This window comes from Streptomyces sp. URMC 129, from assembly GCF_051386415.1.
Classification (GTDB): Bacteria; Actinomycetota; Actinomycetes; order Streptomycetales; family Streptomycetaceae; genus Streptomyces.
The window spans coordinates 21,831-43,155 of record NZ_JBPQTQ010000014.1 but is presented as its reverse complement, the minus strand read 5'-3'; the positions used below and the strand labels follow the sequence as shown (position 1 = coordinate 43,155).

At 70.0% G+C, this 21,325-nt stretch carries 16 protein-coding genes; all 16 read right to left on the bottom strand.

Going from position 1 to position 21,325, the window contains the following annotated elements; translation table 11 throughout:
- Nucleotides 1-29: 29 nt before the first annotated feature.
- The 16 genes from ACSNOC_RS05000 to ACSNOC_RS04925 all read right to left on the bottom strand — a co-directional run bounded on the left by ACSNOC_RS05000 (nucleotide 30) and on the right by ACSNOC_RS04925 (nucleotide 21,180).
- Complete coding sequence (locus ACSNOC_RS05000; protein ID WP_436746000.1) at nucleotides 30-1,127, bottom strand: ABC transporter ATP-binding protein; 1,098 nt, start codon at nucleotides 1,125-1,127, stop codon at nucleotides 30-32.
- 11 nt (nucleotides 1,128-1,138) lie between these two features.
- A complete protein-coding gene (locus tag ACSNOC_RS04995; protein WP_436745999.1) occupies nucleotides 1,139-2,122 on the bottom strand; it encodes an ABC transporter permease in 984 nt (327 codons plus the stop codon).
- Between the two features lie 93 nt (nucleotides 2,123-2,215).
- Entirely contained in the window at nucleotides 2,216-4,018 is a 1,803-nt protein-coding gene (locus ACSNOC_RS04990) for an ABC transporter substrate-binding protein (RefSeq protein WP_436745998.1), read from the bottom strand.
- A 53-nt stretch (nucleotides 4,019-4,071) separates the two neighbouring features.
- On the bottom strand, nucleotides 4,072-5,049 hold the full coding sequence (locus tag ACSNOC_RS04985) for an ABC transporter permease (RefSeq protein ID WP_436745997.1): 978 nt from the start codon (nucleotides 5,047-5,049) through the stop codon (nucleotides 4,072-4,074).
- Nucleotides 5,050-5,409: 360 nt separating this feature from the next.
- Nucleotides 5,410-6,453, bottom strand: coding sequence for an ABC transporter ATP-binding protein (locus ACSNOC_RS04980; RefSeq protein ID WP_436745996.1), 1,044 nt, complete (start codon nucleotides 6,451-6,453; stop codon nucleotides 5,410-5,412).
- On the bottom strand, nucleotides 6,446-7,426 hold the full coding sequence (locus ACSNOC_RS04975; RefSeq protein WP_436745995.1) for an ABC transporter ATP-binding protein: 981 nt from the start codon (nucleotides 7,424-7,426) through the stop codon (nucleotides 6,446-6,448). Before ACSNOC_RS04975 ends, ACSNOC_RS04980 begins: the two co-directional genes overlap by 8 nt.
- Nucleotides 7,427-7,440: 14 nt before the next feature.
- A complete protein-coding gene (locus tag ACSNOC_RS04970; protein WP_436745994.1) occupies nucleotides 7,441-8,388 on the bottom strand; it encodes an ABC transporter permease in 948 nt (315 codons plus the stop codon).
- Nucleotides 8,381-9,304: an ABC transporter permease gene (locus ACSNOC_RS04965; RefSeq protein ID WP_436745993.1), complete on the bottom strand. Its 924-nt coding sequence runs from the start codon at nucleotides 9,302-9,304 to the stop codon at nucleotides 8,381-8,383. Before ACSNOC_RS04965 ends, ACSNOC_RS04970 begins: the two co-directional genes overlap by 8 nt.
- A 5-nt stretch (nucleotides 9,305-9,309) precedes the next feature.
- Nucleotides 9,310-10,953 (bottom strand): peptide ABC transporter substrate-binding protein, encoded by a 1,644-nt coding sequence (locus tag ACSNOC_RS04960; protein ID WP_436745992.1) that lies wholly within the window; start codon nucleotides 10,951-10,953, stop codon nucleotides 9,310-9,312.
- Between the two features lie 181 nt (nucleotides 10,954-11,134).
- Entirely contained in the window at nucleotides 11,135-12,169 is a 1,035-nt protein-coding gene (locus ACSNOC_RS04955; protein WP_436745991.1) for an ABC transporter ATP-binding protein, read from the bottom strand.
- Nucleotides 12,162-13,184: an ABC transporter ATP-binding protein gene (locus ACSNOC_RS04950; RefSeq protein ID WP_436746017.1), complete on the bottom strand. Its 1,023-nt coding sequence runs from the start codon at nucleotides 13,182-13,184 to the stop codon at nucleotides 12,162-12,164. The genes ACSNOC_RS04955 and ACSNOC_RS04950 overlap by 8 nt, the downstream gene beginning before the upstream one ends.
- Before the next feature lie 28 nt (nucleotides 13,185-13,212).
- Complete coding sequence (locus tag ACSNOC_RS04945; protein ID WP_436745990.1) at nucleotides 13,213-14,172, bottom strand: ABC transporter permease; 960 nt, start codon at nucleotides 14,170-14,172, stop codon at nucleotides 13,213-13,215.
- On the bottom strand, nucleotides 14,165-15,094 hold the full coding sequence (locus ACSNOC_RS04940; protein ID WP_436746016.1) for an ABC transporter permease: 930 nt from the start codon (nucleotides 15,092-15,094) through the stop codon (nucleotides 14,165-14,167). Before ACSNOC_RS04940 ends, ACSNOC_RS04945 begins: the two co-directional genes overlap by 8 nt.
- A gap of 98 nt (nucleotides 15,095-15,192) precedes the next feature.
- Nucleotides 15,193-16,806, bottom strand: coding sequence for a peptide ABC transporter substrate-binding protein (locus ACSNOC_RS04935; protein ID WP_436745989.1), 1,614 nt, complete (start codon nucleotides 16,804-16,806; stop codon nucleotides 15,193-15,195).
- A gap of 333 nt (nucleotides 16,807-17,139) precedes the next feature.
- Nucleotides 17,140-19,008, bottom strand: coding sequence for a translational GTPase TypA (typA, locus tag ACSNOC_RS04930; protein ID WP_436745988.1), 1,869 nt, complete (start codon nucleotides 19,006-19,008; stop codon nucleotides 17,140-17,142).
- A 174-nt stretch (nucleotides 19,009-19,182) separates the two neighbouring features.
- The gene (locus ACSNOC_RS04925; protein ID WP_436745987.1) at nucleotides 19,183-21,180 is read right to left on the bottom strand and encodes an ABC transporter family substrate-binding protein; all 1,998 of its coding nucleotides are present in this window, start codon (nucleotides 21,178-21,180) and stop codon (nucleotides 19,183-19,185) included.
- Nucleotides 21,181-21,325: the final 145 nt, after the last annotated feature.

Here is a 21,325-nt window from a genome sequence, read left to right as displayed (position 1 = left end):
CGTCCGGTCCTCGCTCGTGCCCGCACTGGTCACGTCGCCTCCGTCGTCGTTCCCGGGCCGCCCCCGCCGAGCCGGGGCCGGATCCGCTCGATGAAGAAAGTCCGCTTCTGCTCCGCGGTGAGGTGGCAGGCCGCGCCGCGCGTCCCGGGCGGCGCCGGGCGGTCGGCCGAGCAGGCCAGGTCGCCGGTCACCGCGTCGCGGAACGCGCAGCGCGGCTCGAACGGGCAGCCCGGCGGCGGGTGGAGCAGGCTGGGCGGGGTGCCGGCGATGGGCACCAGGTCCTGGCCGACGTCGCCGTGCAGCCGGGGCATGGAGCTGAGCAGGCCCCAGGTGTAAGGGTGTTGCGGGCTCCGCAGCACCTCCCGGACGGTGCCGCGTTCGACGGCGCGGCCCGCGTACATCACGACGACGTCGTCGGAGACGTTGGCCACCACGCCGAGGTCGTGGGTGATCATGATGATCGCGGAGCCGAACTCCCGCTGGAGGTCCTTGAGCAGGTCCAGGATCTGGGCCTGTACGGTGACGTCGAGGGCGGTGGTCGGCTCGTCCGCGATCAGCAGGTCCGGGTCGCAGACCAGGGCCATGGCGATCATCGCGCGCTGCCGCATGCCGCCGGAGAACTGGTGCGGGTAGTCGTCCACGCGCAGGCGGGGCCGGGGGATGCCGACCCTGCCGAGCATCTCGACGGCCCGCTCCCGCGCCTCGCGGCGGGAGGCGCCCCGGTGCTTGCGGAACGGCTCCCCGATCTGGTGACCGATCGTGTGGTACGGCGAGAGCGCGGTGAGCGGGTCCTGGAAGATCATCGCCACCTTGTTGCCGCGCAGCCGCTCCAGCTGCCGCTCGGTGGCGGTGATCAGCTCCTGGCCGTCGAGGTCGATCGTGCCGGAGACGGCGGTGCGGGCGGGGTCGTGCAGGCCCAGGACGGCCTGGGTGGCCACGGACTTGCCGGAGCCGGACTCGCCGACGATGCCGAGGGTGCGGCCCCTGGGGACGTCGAAGGACAGCCCGTCGACGGCCTTCACGACGCCGTCCTCGGTGGAGAAATGGACCCTCAGGTCCCGCACGGACAGGAACGGCGTGCCGTCCTTCGCCGTCCCGCCGCCCGGGGCCGGGCTGGTGGTGGTCACGTGGGTCGCTCCTAGGCCAGCCGCACGCGCGGGTCGATCAGCGCGTAGCAGGCGTCGACGAGGATGTTGAACAGGACGATCATCAGCGCGGCGAAGAGCATCACGCCCATGAGCATGGGCAGGTTCGACTCGGTCACGGAGTCGACCGCGAGCCTGCCGAGGCCGGGGAGCGTGAAGGTGACCTCGGTGACCATGGCGCCGCCGAAGAGCGAGCCGAGGTCGATGCCGAAGATGGTGACGATCGGGATCAGCGAGCCGCGCCAGGCGTGGCGGAAGAAGACGGTGGACCGGGACATGCCCTTGGCCCGCGCGGTGCGCACGTGGTCCTCCTGGAGCTGCTCGATGAGTTCGGCGCGGGCCATGCGCGTGTAGTTGGCGGTGAAGATCGTGGCCAGGACCAGCCAGGGCAGCAGCAGCCCGGCGAACCAGCCGCCCGGGTCCTCGGTGATCGGCACGTACTCGGGCTGCTCGAAGAGCTGGAAGCCGTCGCCGTGCACGAAGAGGGCGAGGGCGAGCGGGCCGATGAAGTAGATCTGGGCAGAGCTGAGGACCAGCGAGGTGGAGCTCATCGTCTTGTCCAGCAGCGTGCCGCGGCGCCAGGCGGCCAGCATGCCCAGCGACAGGCCGACGGTGAGGAAGACGACGGCGCCGCCGGCCGCGAGCGAGACGGTGGTCGGCAGCCGGTCCAGGATGGTGTCCAGGACGGGCGTGCTGTTGGTGAACGAGTAGCCCAGGCAGGGGGCCGGGCAGTCGCCGGCGGGGAACTCGCGGCCGGCGAAGATGCCGGTCATGTAGTCCCAGTACTGGACGGGGACGGGGTCGTCGATGCCCAGATTCCGCTCCACGATGGCCAGTTGCTCGGGAGTGCAGCTCTTTCCGCAGGCGAGCAGGGCGGGATTGCGCGGGATCGCGTAGAAGAGGAAGAACGTGACGGCGCTGATGATCAGCAGGATGGCGACGGCGCCCAGTGATCGCCGGAGGAGGAATCGGAGCATCGCGTGGCAGCCTTCGGGTGAGTCGGCCGGAGTCGGGGCGCGGGTGCCCGCCCGGGGGCGGGCACCCGCTGGCTGTCTTTCCGGGCGGCGGCGCTATTCCTGGATGACGAAGAGCCGGTTCATGTCGACGGTGCCGAGGTCGTCGTTGAAGACCGCGCCGCCGACGAGCGAGCCGTGCAGGATGTTCTGCTTGTAGTAGTAGAGCGGGACGGCCGGGAGGTGCTCCTCCAGGATCGTCTTGTTCAGCTCGAACCACGCGGTGGCCGCCTCGGCGGGGTCGGTGATGCCGCGGATGCGGTCGATCTCCGCGTTCACCTCCTCGCTGTCGAAGTGGCTGTAGTTGCTGGCGCCGTCCTGGATCTGGCGGCCGTCGAACAGCGGCGGGATCACCGTGGAGCTGGACAGCCAGTCGTGGCCCCAGTTGCTGCGGTAGATGTCGTAGCCGTTGTCGACGACGCTGATCGTGTCGTAGTACGTCTCCTGCGGGACCTGGGTCTCGTTGACCTCGAAACCGGCCTGCTCCAGGGCGTCGGCGATGGCGACGGCGGCGCGGGAGTCCTCGGTCGCGGTGTGGTGGACGTAGTTCAGCTCGTAGCCGACCGCGCCGGCCTCCTCCAGCAGCGCCCGGGCCGCCTCGGGGTCGCCCTGCGGCGTGGCCAGCTTGCCGTACGGGTCGTAGCCCTCCTCGTAGCCGGGGAGCAGCGGGCTGATGTAGCCGCCGGCGTACTCGCCGCCGAAGGTGCCGCCGTAGGCGTTGAGGACGCCGTTGAGCGGCACGGCGAGGGCGATGGCCTCGCGGACGCGCTTGTCGGTCACCCGCTCGGTGTTGATGGCGAGGGTGGCGACGTAGGGCTGGTAGCCCTGCACGAGCCGGTCCTGGTACTCGGGGTTGGCGGAGACCTCGGGCGCGTTGCCGGGGTCGACGCCGTTGTTGAAGGTGATGGCGTACCGGTCGTCGCCGTTGTCGGCCATCAGGCGCCGGGTGGAGTCGTCCGTGGTGTGGCCGAAGGTCAGCTCGTACCGGTCCGGGTAGGCGGTGCGGGCCGGGTCGGTCTCCGGCTCCCAGTACTCGTTCCGGGTCAGCGTCATGGAACGGCCGGGCCGGTGCTCGGCGATCTGGTACGGGCCGCTGGTCAGCGGCTCCTGGTCGTACTGCTCGCGGGTGTCGCCCTCCTCGGAGACGACCGCGTAGCCGATCATCGACAGCGCGTACGGCAGGTCGGCCTGCGGTTCCTCGAAGTGGAAGACGATGGTGTCCTCGTCCGGGGTCTCCAGCACGGTGTCGGGCAGGTGGTCGCCCTCGTACGGCCCCTCGGGCAGCAGTTCCCGGTAGTCGGCGCCGCCGGTGCCCGCCAGCCACTGCTGGACGAACGTCGGGCCCTGCGTGATGAACTCCGCGAACTGCCGCTCGAAGGTGTGCCGGACGTCGGCGGAGGTGATCTCGGAGCCGTCGTTGAAGTAGATGTCGTCCTTCAGCGTGTACGTCCAGGTCCGGCCGCCGTCGGACACCTGGCCGGAGTCGGTGGCCAGGTCCCCGACGACCGTGTAGGTGCCCTCGTTGTCCAGCCGGACGGTGGTGAGGCCACGGTGGAAGAGCTTGGCGACGTTGGACTCGTCGGAGACGTAGATCTGGGCCGGGTCCAGGTGGTTGGGGCCGGTCTCCTGGAGGACGTGGATGGTGCCGCCGGGCTGCGCGCCGGGCACCTCCTCGGCGGGGCCCGTGGACGCCTCGGCGTCACCGAAGGCTATGGCCCCCAGCGTCCCGGGCCCGGTGTCCTCCCCGCCGCCGTCGCCCCCTCCGCCGCCGCCGCTGCTGCAGGCGCTGAGGATCAGCGCCCCCGCGAGCGCGAGCGAGACGCCCGTGGCGCGCCCTGTCCGCAGTGATCTCGTGGTCATGGTCTTCGGAACACCTGCCCATTCGTTGTCGGGTGTCGGAGGTGTCAGAGCTGTCAGCGCCGGCCGGACTTCGGGTCGAAGGCGTCGCGGACCGAGTCCCCGAGGAGGTTGAAGGCGACCACGAAGATCACCATCGAGACTCCGGGGAAGAACATGTAGGTGATGTCGGCTTCGTAGACCTCCGCGCCGATGGCGAACATCCGGCCCCAGTCGGGGGTCGGTTCGACCAGGCCGACGCCGAGGAAGGACAGGGCCGCCGCGGTGGTGACGAAGTTCGGCAGCATGTAGGTGGCCTGGACCAGGATCGGCGAGACCACGTTGGGCAGCAGCTCCTTGCGGACGATGCGCCAGGGCGAGGCCCCGCTCACCTTGGCCGCCTCCACGAACTCCCGCTCCCGCAGGGCGAGTGTGGCGCCGCGCAGGATGCGGCCCAGCGTCATCCAGCCCAGCACCCAGAGCACCGCGATGATCGAGACCACCCGCACCCAGGTGGGGGTCTCCTCGCGGGGGTCGACGAACAGCGTGGCGACGATGGGCAGGAACGCGACGAAGAAGAGCTGCTGGGGGAAGGCCATCAGCAGGTCGATGAAGCGGCTGATGAGGAAGTCCCAGCGCCCGCCCAGATATCCGGCCGTGATGCCGAGCACGATGGCGGTCAGCGTGGCCAGGACGGTGACCGCCAGGGCGATCATCAGGGAGGTGCGGATTCCGTAGAGGAGCTGCGTGAAGACGTCCCGGCCGAGGAACGGTTCGAGGCCGAACCAGAATTCGCCGTCCATGCCCCCGTTCGGCTTGACCGGATAGCCGAACTCGTTGAGGAGGCCGCTCTCGATCTGCCCGTAGCGGGTGTAGGGGTCCTTGCCGTAGAGCTTCGCGATGAGCGGCGCGCACAGGCCGACGGCGAAGAAGAACAGCACCACGCAGGCGGATATGACACCGACACGGTCACGGCGGAAGCGCCGCCACATGAGCTGCCCCGGCGAGCGGCCGACCAGTCCCGCTTCGACCGCCCGGGTTTCGGTGGCTGTCACGTCTCCCCCGATTCTCCTGCGCCTGTGTGGACATGCCGTGTGATGCGAGTAGATCGCGACTGTGGCAAGGCACACGGATTCTCGTCAAGAGATAGCGGTGGTATAAACCTATGACGGTCAATAAGTGAGTCAAGGTTATGCGGATTGACACCCGATCGTGCTTGACGCGGTCTCAGGCCATCGGGAAATGTAGCGATAAGAGAGGACCCGCCTGTTAACAAGGCGGCAACATGCAAGACCCTACATGGTGATGCGAACGGCCCAGACTGAGGCGGTACGGCCGTGCGGGTGCCGTAGACCGGGGCGGCGCGGCCATTGGGTCCGCGTCGCCCCGGTGCGTCTCCCGGGCCGCCGCGCCGCTCAGACCGAGGTCACCCGCGGTTTCTCCGCCGCGAAGTGGCAGGCGGAGGGATGGGCGACGGGCCCGGCCGCCCGCTCGAACCCGGCCGGCACCGCCAGCGGCGGCTCCACCTCCGCGCACAGGGGCCGCGCTTTCCAGCACCGGGTCCGGAAACGGCAGCCCGACGGCGGATTGGCCGGGGACGGCACATCCCCGGCCAGAATGATGCGCTCCCTGCGGTGGCTCAGCGCGGGGTCCGGCACCGGGACGGCCGACAGCAGCGCCTGCGTGTACGGATGCGTGGGGTGGTCGTAGATCTCGCGATCGGTCCCGGTCTCCACGATCTTCCCCAGATACATCACACCGACTCGATCGGAAATGTGCCGCACAATCGACAAATCATGGGCAATAAACATGTAGGACAGGCCGAACTCGTTCTGCAATCGCTCCATGAGGTTGATCACCTGGGCCTGCACCGAGACGTCCAGCGCCGAGACCGGCTCGTCGGCCACGATGATCTCCGGGTTGAGCGCCAGCCCGCGGGCGATGCCGATGCGCTGCCGCTGACCGCCGGAGAACTGGTGCGGATACCGGTTGACGTACTCTGGATTCAGCCCGACCACGTCCAGCAGTTCCCGCACCCTGCGGCGCCGGTCGCCCTTCGGCGCCGCCTCGGGATGGATCTCGAACGGCTCGCCCACGATGTCCCCGACCGTCATCCGCGGATTCAGGGACGTATAGGGATCCTGGAACACCATCTGGATATTCCGCCGCACCGCCTTCAGCGCCCGCCCCGACAGCTTGCTGATGTCCTCGCCCTTGTAGCGGATCTCCCCCGCCGTCGGCCGCTCCAGACTCATCAGCAGCCTGGCGACCGTCGACTTGCCGCACCCCGACTCCCCCACGATCCCGAGCGTCTCCCCCGGGCGCAGGTCGAACGAGACGCCGTCGACCGCCCGCACCGCCCCCACCTGCCGCCGGAACAGGACACCCTGGGTCAGCGGGAAGTGCTTGACCAGGCCACGCACGTCCAGGATCGCCTCGTGGCGCGGACGGTCACTCACCGATCGTCTCCTTCCAGAAGTGACAGGCGCTCGACCGGCCGGGGCCGACCTCCTCGTACAGCGGCGGGGGCGGGTCGTGCCGGCACACGTCCCGCGCCCGCGGGCAGCGGGGGTGGAACGGGCAGCCGGCCGGGACGTGCAGCAGGTTGGGGGGCATCCCCTTGATCGCCAGCAGTTCCTTGCCCTTCTGGTCCAGGCGCGGGATGGAGTCCAGCAGACCCCGGGTGTACGGATGGGCCGGCCGCGCGTAGAGGCCGCGCACCGGGGCGTGCTCCACGATCCGGCCCGCGTACATCACCGCGATCCGGTCGGCCACGTCCGCGACCACGCCCAGGTCGTGGGTGATGAGGATGAGCCCCATCCGGTACTCGCGCTGCAACTCGGCCAGCAGGTCCATCACCTGGGCCTGCACCGTGACGTCCAGCGCGGTCGTCGGCTCGTCCGCGATGATCAGCTCGGGTTCGAGGGCGAGCGCCATCGCGATCATGATGCGCTGCCGCATGCCGCCGGAGAACTGGTGCGGGAAGTCGTCGACCCGCTCCCGCGCCGCCGGGATGCGGACCCGCTCCATCAGCTCGATCGCCTTCGCCCTGGCGTCCTTGCGGGACATGCCGCGGTGGACGCGGAACATCTCCCCGAGCTGATAGCCCACCGACAGCACCGGGTTGAGCGCCGACAGCGCGTCCTGGAAGATCATCGCCATCTTCTCGCCCCGGATCCGCCGCCGTTCCTCCCGGTCCAGCGTCAGCAGGTCCCGGTCCTTGAAGCGGATCTCGCCGCCGGTGACGCGGCCGGGCGGCGAGTCGAGGATGCCCATCACGGCCTGCGCCGTCACCGACTTGCCGGACCCGGACTCGCCCAGCACGGCCAGCGTCTCGCCCGCGTCCACCGCGTAGCTGACCCCGTTGACGGCGCCCACCACCCCGTCCCTGGTGCGGAACTCCACGCGCAGGTCGCGCACGTCGAGCAGCATCGGTTTCCCTTCCGTCAGCGGAGCTTGGGGTCGAGCGCGTCCCGGACCGCGTCGCCGAGCATGATGAAGGCCAGCACGGTGACGCTGAGCGCGGCGGCCGGATAGAGCAGGATGTGCGGCGCGTTGCGGAACTGCATGCCGTCCGAGGCCGCCGAGATGTCCACGCCCCAGGAGACCGTGGGCGGTCGCAGGCCGACGCCGAGGTAGCTGAGGGTGGCCTCCAGCGCGATGAACGTGCCCAGCATGATCGTCGCCATCACGATGACCGGCGCGACGGCGTTGGGCGCGATGTGCCGCAGCAGCATCCGGGTGTTGCCCGCGCCGAGCGCGCGGGCGGCCTGCACGTAGTCGTTGCGGGCGGCGGTGATGACGGCGCCCCGGGCGATGCGGGCGATCTGCGGCCAGCCGAGCGCGGCGATGACCAGCACCACCGGCCAGATCCCGGACAGCGTGATCATGCTCAGGAAGACGATGGCACCCAGCACCATCGGGATGCCGAAGAAGACGTCCGTGAGGCGGGAGAGCAGGGTGTCCCAGAAGCCGCCGAAGAACCCCGCCAGGCCGCCGACCACCGCCCCGAGCACCGCGACGCCCAGCGTGGCGCAGACGCCGACCGCGATGGAGGCGCGCGCGCCGTGGACGGTGCGCGTGTAGACGTCGCAGCCCTGGGTGTCGAAGCCGAACCAGTGCCCGGAGGTGGGTCCCTGGAGCGAGCGGCCCAGTTCGCAGCGCTGCGGGTCCTGGCCGGCGATGAGGCCCGGCCAGAGCGCGATCAGGACGAGGAAGACGATCATCAGCGCCGAGACCACGAAGACCGGGTTGCGCCGCAGGTCGTGCCAGGCGTCGCGCCACAGGCCGCGGGCCGCGCCGGGAACGGGCGTCGCGGAACCGGCGGACAGCGCCCCGGCGGCGGCCTTCTCCTGCGCCGCGAGGGGCTGGGAGGACTGCTCCTGGTCAGGCATAGCGGATCCTCGGGTCGAGCACGGCGTACAGCAGGTCCACGAGCAGGTTGGCGAGCAGGAAGATCAGCACCAGGACGACGACGAAGCCGACGACGGTGGGCGCGTTCTGCCGCAGGATGCCCTGGTAGAGCTGGTAGCCGACGCCCTGGATGTTGAAGATCCGCTCGGTGACGATGGCCCCGGCCATCAGCGTGCCGACGTCGGCGCCGAGGTAGGTGACCACCGGGATCAGCGAGTTGCGCAGCAGGTGGCGGACGGTCACCCGGCGGCGCGGCAGCCCCTTGGCGACGGCGGTGCGGATGTAGTCAGCCCTGGTGTTCTCGGCGACGGACGTCCTGGTCAGGCGGGTGACGTAGGCGAGGGAGACCAGGGAGAGGATGAGGCCGGGCACGAGCAGCTCGCCGAGGCGCGCGTCGGGGCTGACGGCCGGGTCGATCCAGCCGAACTCGACACCGAGGAAGTACTGCGCGGTGGTGCCGAGCACGAAGGTGGGGACGGCGATGACCGCGAGGGTGAGGACGAGGACCGACGTGTCCAGCGAACGGCCGCGCCGCAGGCCGGTGATGACGCCGAGGGTGATGCCGATGAGCATCTCGAACACGAGCGCGATCACCATCAGCCGGAAGCTGATCGGGAACGACCGGTCCATCAGGTCGGTCACCGGCTCCCCGTTGAAGGCGGTGCCGAAGTCGCCGGTGAAGATCTTGCCCATGTAGAGCAGGTACTGCTGCCACACGGGCTTGTCGAGGTTGAACTCCTCGCGCAGCGCCTTGGCGGTGGCCGGGTCGGGGCCGCGGTCGCCGAAGAGGGCGGAGACCGGGTCGCCGAGCGCGTACACCATGACGAAGATCAGGAAGGTGGCGCCGGCGAAGACCGGGATCATCTGGAGCAGGCGTCGGATGACGTAGCGCCCCATAACGGTCAGTCCACCGTGATGTCGGTGAAGACGGGCACGGAGAAGGGGTTGAGTCTGACGCCGCCGAGGCGCTCGGAGTAGCCGGCGGTGCCGTTCTGGTACCACAGCGGGATGGCGGGCAGGTCCTCGGCCAGGACCTCCTCGGCCTGCTGGAACTTCTCGATCGCCTCGTCCTCCTCGCCCGCGGAGTTGGCCTCGTCGATCAGGCGGTCGAACTCCTCGCTGCTGTAGCCGGAGTCGTTGGAGGAGGCGTCGGTGTAGTACAGCGGCTGGAGGAAGTTCTGGATGAGCGGGTAGTCCATCTGCCAGCCGGTGCGGAACATGCCGGTCATCTCGTGGCCGGTGATCCGGTTGCGGAAGTCGGCGAAGGTGGGCACCGGGTTGACGGTGCAGGCGCCGGTGTCGTCCAGCGCGTTGTTGATGCTGTTGCAGACCGCGTCCATCCACTGCCGGTGGGAGCCGGTGTCCACGTTGGAGGTGAGGGTGACCTTGCCGCCGGGCAGGCCGCCCGCCTCCTCGATCAGCTCGCGGGCGGCCTCGGGGTCGTAGTCGCAGACCTCGCCGCACAGCCCCTCCCGGTACCCGCCGGCCTCGCCGAGCACCGGGGAGGTGAAGTCGCTGGCGGGGGTGCGGGTGTCGTGGAAGATCCGGGAGGTGATCTCCTCCCGGTTGATCGCCATGGACAGGCCGCGGCGCAGGCGGGCGCCGTCCTCGCCCTTCCACGCCTTGTCGTACAGGGGGAAGGAGAGGGTCTGGATGATGCCGGCCGGCTGGTTGATGTAGCGGTCCCCGAGGTCGGCCTCGGCGTTGGCGAGCTGCGAGGCGGGCACGTCGTCGATGAGGTCGAGGTTGCCGGCCTGGAGGTCGGTGTAGGCGGTGTTGTTGTCGGTGTAGACGCGCAGTTCGACGCCGTCGTTCTTGGCCTTGTCGTCCCCGGCGTACGCGTCGTTGCGGACCAGCCGCATGCTCTGGCTCGGCTGGTAGGACTCGATCGTGTACGGGCCGTTGCCGATGGGCTTCGCCAGCCAGGCGTCGTGGTCGTCGAAGAACGCCCGCGGCAGCGGCGCGTAGGCGGCGTAGCCCAGGGTCTCCGGCCACAGGGAGAACGGCTCGGTGAGCCGGACGGTGAAGGTGTGGTCGTCGATCACCTCCAGGCCGCTGAGTCTGTCGGCGGTGGCCTCGGCGTCCTCGTCGGCCGGGTGGACCTCGTCGTAGCCCTCGATGAACTGGAAGAAATAGCTGGCGATCTGCGCGTTGTCGATGTGGGCGCCGTAGTTCCACGCGTCCACGTAGGACTGCGCGGTGACCGGGGTGCCGTCGCTGAACGTCCAGCCGTCCTTGATCGTGACGGTGAACGTCCGCTGGTCGTCGGTCTCGATCGACTCGGCCATGGCGTCCTCGGCCTCGCCGGTCTCGGGGTTGTAGCGCTTGAGACCGCGGAAGATCATGTCCAGGACCTTGCCGCCCTGCACCTCGTTGGTGTTCGCGGGCTCCAGCGGATGCTGCGGGTCCCCCCAGGACGCGCGGACGAAGGAGCCGCCCGCGCCGCTCCCGGAGCCGTTCCCCCCGCCGCAGCCGGTGGCGGCCAGCGCGAGGGCCGTGACGCCGGCGAGGACGCCGGTCAGGCGGGTCCGGGTGCTTCCGCGCATGCAGGGCCTCCTTGGGCAACGGAAAGTCACGTCGTCCACCTATAAGACCGCTGATGTCACCCGATGACCGCCAAGCCTCCCTTTCACCCTGCGGAGTGTTGCTCGAAACCCCCCGAATGCCGGACGCGCCGCGGCCCCGGGCCACGAGGGCACCGGGGCCGCGGACGGCGCGGAACGCTTCCTACGCGTGGACGATGTCCTTCTCCTCCGCGAAGTGGCAGGCCGACGGGTGGCCGGCCCCGCCGTCGCTGTCCCGGTAGCGCTCGGGCACCGCCAGCAGCGGCACCTCCCGCGCGCACTTCTCCCGCGCCTTCCAGCAGCGGGTACGGAAGCGGCAGCCCGACGGCGGGTTGGCCGGGGAGGGCACGTCGCCGGTGAGGATGATCCGCTCCCTGGTCTCCCGCGCCGCCGGGTCCGGCTGCGGCACCGCGGACAGCAGCGCCTGGGTGTACGGGTGGGTGGGGTGGTCGTAGATCTGCGCGTCCGTGCCCACCTCCGCCAGCTTGCCCAGGTACATCACGGCCACCCGGTCGGAGATGTGCCGCACGATGGACAGGTCGTGCGCGATGAACAGGTAGGACAGCTCGAACTCGCTCTGCAGCCGCTCCATCAGGTTGATGACCTGCGCCTGCACCGAGACGTCCAGCGCCGAGACCGGCTCGTCGCAGATGATGATCTCCGGGTTGAGCGCCAGCCCGCGGGCGATGCCGATGCGCTGCCGCTGACCGCCGGAGAACTGGTGCGGATACCGGTTGATGTACTCGGGGTTGAGCCCGACCACGTCCAGCAGTTCCCGCACCTTCCGGCGCCGGTCGCCCCGGGGCGCCACCTCCGGGTGGATGTCGAACGGCTCCCCGATGATGTCGCCCACCGTCATGCGGGGGTTGAGCGAGGTGTACGGGTCCTGGAACACCATCTGGATGTTCCGCCGCACCGCCTTCAGGGCCCGGCCCGACAGCTTGGCGATGTCCTCGCCCTTGTAGCGGATCTCCCCCGCCGTCGGCCGCTCCAGGTTCATCAGCAGCTTGGCCACGGTGGACTTGCCGCAGCCCGACTCCCCCACGATGCCCAGGGTCTCGCCCCGGTACAGGTCGAAGGAGACGTCGTCCACGGCCTTGACCGCGCCGACCTGCCGCTTGAACAGGATGCCCTGCGTCAGCGGGAAGTGCTTGACGAGGTTGCGGACCTGGAGGATCGGCTCGCCCCGGTCAGCCATGGATCGTCTCCTTCCAGAAGTGGCAGGCGCTGGACCGGCCGCCGATCGGCGTGCCGTCCTGCTCCGCGACGTCCGCCAGCGGCGGCACCTCGGTACGGCACGTGTCGCGCGCCATCGAGCAGCGGGGGTGGAACGCGCAGCCGCCCGGGAGCGCCGTGAGGCTGGGCGGCAGGCCCTTGATGGCGTACAGCTCCCTGCCCTTGTGGTCCAGGCGCGGGATGGAGTCCAGCAGGCCCTTGGTGTACGGGTGCGCCGGCCGCTTGTACAGCTCGTGCACCGGCGCGTTCTCCACGATCCGGCCCGCGTACATCACCGCGATCTTGTCCGCGACGTCCGCGACCACGCCCAGGTCGTGGGTGATCAGGATCAGGCCCATGCGGAAGTCGCGCTGGAGCTCGGCCAGCAGGTCCATCACCTGGGCCTGCACGGTCACGTCCAGGGCCGTCGTCGGCTCGTCCGCGATGATCACGTCCGGCTCCAGGGCGAGCGCCATCGCGATCATGATGCGCTGCCGCATGCCGCCGGAGAACTGGTGCGGATAGTCACCGACCCGCTCCTTCGCCGCGGGGATGCGGACCCGGTCCATCAGCTCGATCGCCTTCGCCCTGGCGTCCTTGCGGGACATGCCGCGGTGGACGCGGAACATCTCCCCGAGCTGATAGCCCACGGACAGCACCGGGTTGAGCGCCGACAGCGCGTCCTGGAAGATCATCGCTATCTTGTCGCCGCGGATGCCCCGCCGCCGCTCCTCGGGCATCGTCAGCATGTCCTCGCCGCGGAAGAGGATCTGGCCGCCGGTGACGCGGCCGGGCGGGGTGTCGAGGATGCCCATGATGGTCTGGGCGGTCACCGACTTGCCGGACCCGGACTCGCCGAGCACGGCCAGCGTCTCGCCCGCGTCCACCGTGTAGCTGACCCCGTTGACCGCCTTGGCGGCGCCGTCGCGGGTGTGGAACTCCACGTGGAGGTCGCGGACTTCGAGCAGCGGGACGCCGGGCACGTCCGCCTTCGTCATTTCGATCGACACGATCGTCACGCCTCCCTCAGCGCAGCTTGGGGTCGAGGGCGTCACGCACGGCGTCACCCAGCATCAGGAAGGACAGGATGGTGATGCTCAGCAGCAGCGACGGGTAGAGCAGGATGTGCTCCGCGACCCGGATGCGCTCCTGTCCACGGTTGATGTCGCCGCCCCACGAGATCGCCGGCTCGGTCAGGCCGATGCCCAGGAACGACAGCACCGCCTCGGCCGTGATGTACCCGCCGAGGGCCACCATGGCGACGACGATCACCGGCGCCAGGGCGTTCGGCAGGATGTGCCGCAGCAGGATGCGCCAGGTGCCGGCGCCCAGCGAGCGGGCGGCGGCCACGTAGTCGGCCTGCTTGATGGCGATCACCGAGCCGCGCATCACGCGGGCGATGGTGGTCCAGCCGAGGAACGCCAGGGCCATGATCACGGTCCACTCGGTCCGGGTGTCGAACGAGACCAGGACGACCATGGTGCCCAGCAGGAACGGGATGCCCAGGAAGATGTCCACGACGCGGGAGAGCACGGCGTCGATCCAGCCGCCGAAGTACCCGGCGAGCATGCCGACCAGGCCGCCCAGCACCAGGACGATCGCGGTCACCGCGACACCGATGATGATCGAGGCGCGGGTGCCGTAGACCATCCGGGCCCAGATGCTCTGGCCCTGCTGGTTGTAGCCCAGCCACTCCGGCGAGAAGAAGTGGGTGAGCTGCGGCTCCCTCAGGTAGTTGGCCGTCAGGTCGGCCTCGCGGGGGCTGACCGAGGTGAACCAGCCGGGGAACGCGGCCATCACCAGCAGCACCGCGATGATCACGGCCGAGATCAGGAACATCGGCCGGCGGCGCAGGTCGTGCCAGGCGTCCGACCAGAGGCTGCGCGGCTTGCCGGGCGCCGGCCCGGCCTCCACGGCCGCCGCCGTCGCGGGGGCCGCCGCCGTCGGTATCGCTTCCTTCTTCAGGGGCTCGGGAGCCTCAGGCATAGCGAATCCTCGGGTCCAGGACCGCGTAGAGCAGGTCGACGAGCAGGGCGACAACGAGATAGACGAGGATGATGAAGCTCACGATGCCCACGACGGTGGCGCCCTCGCGGGAGTTGAGCGCCTGGAAGATCGCCTGTCCGATCCCGTGGATGTTGAAGATGCCCTCGGTGACGATGGCGCCGGCCATCAGGTTGCCGATGTCCACGCCGAGGAAGGTCACCACGGGGATCAGCGAGTTGCGCAGCAGGTGCACGCGGACCGCGCGGGCCCTGCTCAGACCCTTGGCCCGTGCCGTGCGCATGTAGTCGGCGCGCCGGTTCTCCACGATGGAGGTGCGGGTCAGGCGGGCGACGTACGCCAGGGAGAGCGACGCCAGCGCCAGTGCGGGCAGCAGCAGTTCGTCCCATGCCTCGGAGTCCTGGACGGTGGGACTGATCAGCTCCCACTTGACGCCGAAGTAGGTCTGGTACAGGTAGCCGATGACGAAGACCGGCACGGAGATGAGCAGCAGCGTGAAGAAGAGGATGGCCGCGTCGGTCTTGCCCCCGGCCCGGAGGCCGGCCAGCAGGCCCATCGCGATGCCCAGCACGGCGGTGATGACGAAGGCGAGCAGGGTCAGCCGTATCGTCGCGGGCAGCGCGTCGGAGATCACGTCGATCACCTCGCGTCTGCTGGCGATCTGGGTGCCGAAGTCGCCCTGGAGCAGGCCCGTCAGGTAGTTCCAGTACTGCCGCAGGATCGGCTCGTCGAGGCCGAGATCCGCGCGCAGGGCCTCCATCTGGGCCTCGTCGGGGGCGCGTTCGCCCCACAGGGCCCGCACCGGGTCGCCGGGCAGGGCGTACATCATCATGAAGATGATGAACGTCGAGCCGACGAACACCGGGATCATCTGGAGCAGTCGCCGCACGACATATCGCCCCATCATTCCTCCATGTCATTCGGCGGGGCCGGCGGGCGCTCCGGTTCGCGGAACGGCCCGCCGGCCCCCCTTCACTGCTGGTGCCGGCACCCGGCCGGGTCCTACTCGACGACCGTCACCTCGGTCAGCACCGGCTGACCGGCGCTGTTGAAGCGGACGTTCTCGACGTTCTCGCCCCAGCCGCCGTTGATGTTGTTGAACCACAGCGGGATGGCCGGCATCTCCTGCCAGAGGACCTGCTCCGCCTCCGCGTAGGCCTGGGCGGTCTCCTCCAGCGTGGCCGCCGCGTCGCCCTGGGCGAAGAGCTCGTCGACCTCCGGGTTGTCGAAACGACCGTAGTTGCTCTGCGCCTCGGAGTGGTAAAGCTCCTTGAGGAAGTTGACGTTGAGCGGGTAGTCCGCGAACCAGCCGCCGCGGTACATGCTCTGCACCTCGTTGGCCTCGCGGGCCTCCAGGTCGGTGTCGAAGTCGACCTTGGCGTCACCGACGCACTCGACGTCCAGCGTCTCGATGATGCTGTTGCAGACGGCCTCGACCCACTCCTGGTGGCCGCCGTCGCTGTTGTACTGGATGGTGATCTTGTCGCCCGGGATGCCGCCGCCCTCTTCGACGAGGCGGCGGGCCTCCTCCGGGTTGAAGTCGGTGAGGCCGCCCGCGGCGCCCTCCTGGTACCCGTAGACGCCCGGCGGCACGAAGCTGTCGGCCGGCGTGCGGGAACCGTCCAGCACGGTGCGGGTGATGGTCTCCCGGTCGATCGCCATCGAGACGCCCTGGAGGACCTTGGGGTCGGTGCCCTCCCACTCGTACCAGACCGGGACGATGGTCTGGATGCCGTTGTAGGGCTGGGCGACGGAGCGGTCCTCGCCGAGGTCCTGGCGGTACAGCGGCAGGTCGCGCGGGGCGACCTGGCGGATGATGTCGATGTTGCCCGACTGCAGGTCGGTGTAGGCGGCCTCCAGCGAGTCGTACGACTCGATGTGGATGCCGCCGTTCTTGGCGGGCTCGCCGGCGTAGTCCTCGTAGCGGGTCAGCTCGATGGACTCGCCGTGGTTCCACGCGGTGAACTCGTACGGGCCCTGGCCGATCGGGTGTTCGCCGAACGCCTCGGGGTCCTCGAAGAAGCTCTCGGGCAGCGGGGTGAAGGCGTCGTAGCCGAGCTTGTAGTCGTAGTACGACACGGGGGTGGTCAGCTCGATCGTGAAGGTGAGGTCGTCCACGACCTGCAGACCGGACATCGTGTCGGCGGTGGGCTCGGCGCCCTCCTCGGCCGGGTGGACGTCCTCGTAGCCGACGATGTCGGAGAACCAGAAGCTGTTGTTCTGGTTGTTGTTGATGTTGGCGGCCCAGTTCCAGGCGTCCACGTAGCTCTGCGCGGTGACCGGGGTGCCGTCGTGGAAGGTCCAGCCCTCCCGGAGGGTGACGGTCCAGGTGCCGTTGTCCTCGCTCGGCTCGACCGACTCGGCGGCGACCATGTAGATCTGGCCCTGGTCGTCGAAGTCGAGGAGCTTGGAGAAGACGTTCTGGATCACCAGCGCGCCGAACTGCTCGTTGGTGTTGGTGGGGATCAGCGGGTTCTGCGGCTCGCCGCCGTCGACCCGGACGATGCCGTCGGGGTTCGCCTCGCCCGCACTGTCATCACCGCCACCGCAGGCCGTCGCGGCCAGGGCCACGACTATCGCAGTAGCGACCCATTTGGCGCTGCGCGCACCACGCATGTGGTTGCCTCCTTGGAGTCCGCTCTCAATGCACCGGGAACCCCGGAACGCGAAGACATCTACCCGCGTCAACACGCGCCCGGTTCGCAATGCCCACAACTATTGGGCATGAATCTTCGGTGAACCACCGATCCCCGATTTCATTTTGATGAAGATGAGGAGAGTCGAACCCCCATAAGCGGACAAAGTACGAGTGAACACTCTCCGGTATCCGGACTGTTGCGAGTCGGAGCAAGCGTCACGGTCCGGATACCGGACAGTTGATCCGGTCTCCGGCCCGAAACAGACTTGACATGGACCCCGCGTCCCCATCCCCGGACGAACCGGGCGGAATCAGTTCCTCTTGGCCCGCGCCGTGGCCCGCGCGCGCTCCCGCTGGTCCAGGACCACCTTGCGGATCCGCACTTCGGAGGGGGTGACCTCCACACACTCGTCCTCGCGGCAGAACTCCAGAGATTGCTCGAGCGAAAGCTTGCGCGGCGGGATGAGGTTCTCCGTGGTGTCCGCCGCCGCGGCCCGCATGTTGGTGAGCTTCTTCTCCTTCGTGATGTTCACGTCCATGTCGTCGGAGCGGGAGTTCTCCCCGACGATCATGCCCTCGTAGACCTCGGTGCCGGGCTCCACGAAGATCGTGCCGCGCTCCTGGAGGTTGAGCATCGCGTATGGCGTCGCCGTGCCGGGCCGGTCGGCGACCAGGGAGCCGCTCTTGCGCGTGCGCAGCTCACCGGCCCACGGCTCGTGCTTCTCGTAGATGCTGTGCGCGATGCCGGTGCCGCGCGTCTCGGTCAGGAACTCGGTCCGGAAGCCGATCAGTCCGCGCGAGGGCACCAGGAACTCCATGCGCACCCAGCCCGAGCCGTGGTTCGTCATCGTCTCCATGCGGCCCTTGCGGGTGGCCATGAGCTGGGTGATCGCGCCCAGGTGCTCCTCGGGCGCGTCGATCGTCATCCGCTCGACCGGCTCGTGGACCGACCCGTCGACCACCCGGGTCACCACCTCCGGCTTGCCGACGGTCAGTTCGAAGCCCTCGCGGCGCATCGTCTCCACCAGGATCGCCAGCGCCAGCTCGCCGCGGCCCTGCACCTCCCAGGCGTCGGGACGCTCGGTGGGCAGCACGCGCAGCGACACGTTGCCGATCAGCTCGCGGTCCAGACGGTCCTTCACCAGCCGGGCGGTCACCTTGTGGCCCTTGCCGCCGCGGCCCACCAGGGGCGAGGTGTTGGTGCCGATGGTCATCGAGATGGCCGGCTCGTCCACGGTGATCAGCGGCAGCGGCACCGGGTTCTCCGGGTCGGCCAGGGTCTCGCCGATCATGATCTCCGGAATGCCGGCCACCGCGCAGATGTCCCCGGGCCCGGCCTCCTCGGCGGGCTTGCGGGTGAGCGCGTCGGTCATCAGCAGCTCGGTGATGCGGACGTTCTGCGCGCTGCCGTCCCGCCGCAGCCAGGCGACGGTCTGCCCCTTGCGGAGGTTGCCCTGCCGGATGCGGCAGAGCGCGATGCGGCCGAGGAAGTTGTCGGCGTCGAGGTTGGTGACGTGCGCCTGGAGCGGTGCGTCCTCCTCGTAGACCGGCGCGGGGACCGTCTCCAGGATGGTGGAGAAGAACGGCTCCAGGCTGTCGCTGTCGGCCGGGATGGTGCCGTCGGCCGGCTGGGTCAGCGAGGCGATCCCGGCCCGGGCGGAGGCGTAGACGATGGGGAACTCGATCTGCTCCTCGTCCGCGTCGAGGTCGAGGAAGAGGTCGTAGGTCTCGTTGAGCACCGCGGAGATGCGGGCGTCGGAGCGGTCGGTCTTGTTGACGCAGAGGATGACCGGCAGCCGGGCCTGGAGGGCCTTGCGCAGCACGAAACGGGTCTGCGGCAGCGGTCCCTCGGAGGCGTCGACGAGCAGGACGACCGCGTCCACCATGGACAGGCCGCGCTCCACCTCGCCGCCGAAGTCGGCGTGGCCCGGGGTGTCGATGATGTTGATGACGACCGGGCTGCCGCCGCCCTTGGGGTGGTACCGGACGGCGGTGTTCTTCGCGAGGATGGTGATGCCCTTCTCGCGTTCCAGGTCGTTGGAGTCCATGACCCGGTCGTCGACCTGCTGGTGCGCGGCGAAGGCTCCCGCCTGCCGGAGCATGGCGTCGACCAGGGTGGTCTTCCCGTGGTCGACGTGGGCGACGATGGCGACGTTACGGATGTCATGGCGCGTAGGCATGGCTGGGGGGTTCTCCCGAGATCGTGACTGAGACGGCTCGGCAGAGAGCGCCTGTCCGCGGGACAGGCCGCGACACCGGCCTCACAGCCATCGTACGGTGCGGCGCCCGCACCGGTCGGGCCGAGCCCCGGGCGCCCGGTGACGGCGTTCCGTGCCCCGCGGAGAGCCGCCGGGTCAGCGGCGGTAGCCGATGTCCTGGTAGCGGGGGGTCTGCATGCCGAACGCGCCGACGCCGGCCAGGTCGGTGGGGGTGGCGACCAGGTGCGGGCGCTGGAAGAGCGGGATGGATCCGGCGGCGGCCCACAGGCGGGCGTCGGCCTTGTTCAGCAGCCGGTCGTGCTCCTTCTCGTCCAGCTCGCCGGCGGCCTGGGCGAGGAGTTGGTCGATGTAGTCGGTGCCGACCCGGGTGTAGTTCTGCGCGATCAGCGTCTCGCCGCCCGGGACGGACCGCGGCTTGGCGAACAGCGGCCCCGCGTCCGTCGCCGGGTAGGCCGTCGCGGGCCAGGCGAAGAGGGCCAGGTCGAAGGCGCCCTCGGCGATGTGCCGGGTGAAGTAGTCCGCGGGGTCGACCTCCGTGGTCTCGGCCGCCACCCCGATCTCCGCCAGCATCCGCGTGATGCTCCGCCCCACCTGCCGCAGGGGGGCGCCCTCGGCGCCCGACGGGAGTACGAAGCGCAGCTCCAGCGGCTTGCCGTCCTTGGCCCGCACCGGGACCGCCGCCGCTCCTTCCCCGGCCCGGCCGTCGTCCGCGTCCGGCTCGGCCCCGGCCCCGGCCTGGCGCCAGCCCGCCTCCTCCAGCACGGCCCGGGCGGCGTCGGCGCCGGTCTCCCCGAGCGCGTCGCTGTTGTCGCGGTAGCCGCTCTGGCCCAGGACGCGCAGGTGGTTGCCGAGTGGCCGGGCGGGCAGGCCGGCCGGCTCGTGCACCTCGGCGGCGAGCGCCTCGCGGTCGAGGGCGCGGGCGATGGCCCAGCGGACGCGTTCGTCGCTGAGCGCGGGCGAGGACCCGTTCAGGGCGAGGTGGGTGTACGTGGCGTCGTAGGCGCGGTGCACGGTGAAGCCGCGCAGCCGCTCCCTGGCGGCCTCCTCGCGGGTGGCGAAGGCCCGCTCGCGCGCCCGTTCCGACTCGGCGAAGGAGCGCGCGAACCGTTCCCGTGCGGCTGCCTCGTCCCCGGTGTCCGCGAGGCGGGCGGCGGCCAGGTCGTGCAGCGCGTCGACGGTGCCGGCGTGGCGGCGGCCCGGCTCCCCCTTTCTGTCCCCGTCGGCGTCACCGTCGCCGTCGCCGTCCCCGGTGCCGCCCGCCGCCGTGACGCGGTCCGCGTCGGCCGGGCTCAGCTCCGCGACGTCGAGCTTGCCGTCGATGAGCGCGGCGCGCCGCTGGTCGCGCGGCACGGCGGCGAAGACGAGCCGGTCGAGGAGGGCGGGGTCGCCCCACCACTTGTCGTTGCGCACGAGGGTGACCGTCGACTCCTCGGCGTCGATCTCCTTGAGCTCGAACGGGCCCCCGGCCGCCGGGAGTCCGTCGCGGATGCCCTCGTTGAAGACCTCGGCGTCGCCGGTGACGGAGCGCGGGTAGAGCGGGGTGAACAGGGACTTCCAGTCGGCGTAGGGCTTGGCGAAGGTCACCTTCACCTGGTGCCGCCCGGGGCCCTCGGCCACCTTCTCGATGCGGTCGTACCCGGCGTCGCGGGCGGACCGGAAGGCGGTGTCCTTGCCGCCCAGGGCCTTCCACTGGGCGACGAAGTCGGCGGCGCCGATCGGCTCGCCGTCGCTCCACCGGGCCTCGGGGTGGAGGGTGTAGACGACGGTCTGCCGGGGCTCCCGCTCGGTGATCTCGGCCGAGCGCAGATAGTCGGTGTTGAGCTGGGGGCGGCCCTGGCCGTCGATGGTGAAGAGCATCGGCAGGACCGCGCCGACGACCTGGTCGGTGACCCGGTCGGCGCCGCTCTGGAAGGCGTTCAGCGTGGTGGGGAGGTGGTCGATGCCCCAGGTGACGGAGCCGCCGCTCTTCAGCTGCGCGCGCCGGGCCGTGGTGACCGACTGCGCCGCGCCGGCGACGGCGGCGTCGTGCTCGTCCTGGCCGGTGCAGCCGGCGAGGAGCGGGACGAGCAGGGCCCCGGCGAGGAGCGTCACCGCGTAACGGACCGCCCGGACCGGGCCTGGTCTCGCTGGCACCCCTGACATGCTGTTACCTCCGGCTCCACCGGTGCGCTGATCACACGTATGCGCCCACTGAAGGGGAGCCCCCGGACGGGACGGCGACGACACGACGGCCGGCACCCCCGAGGCCACCCGTCCGGCGGTCACCGCCGCCACCGCC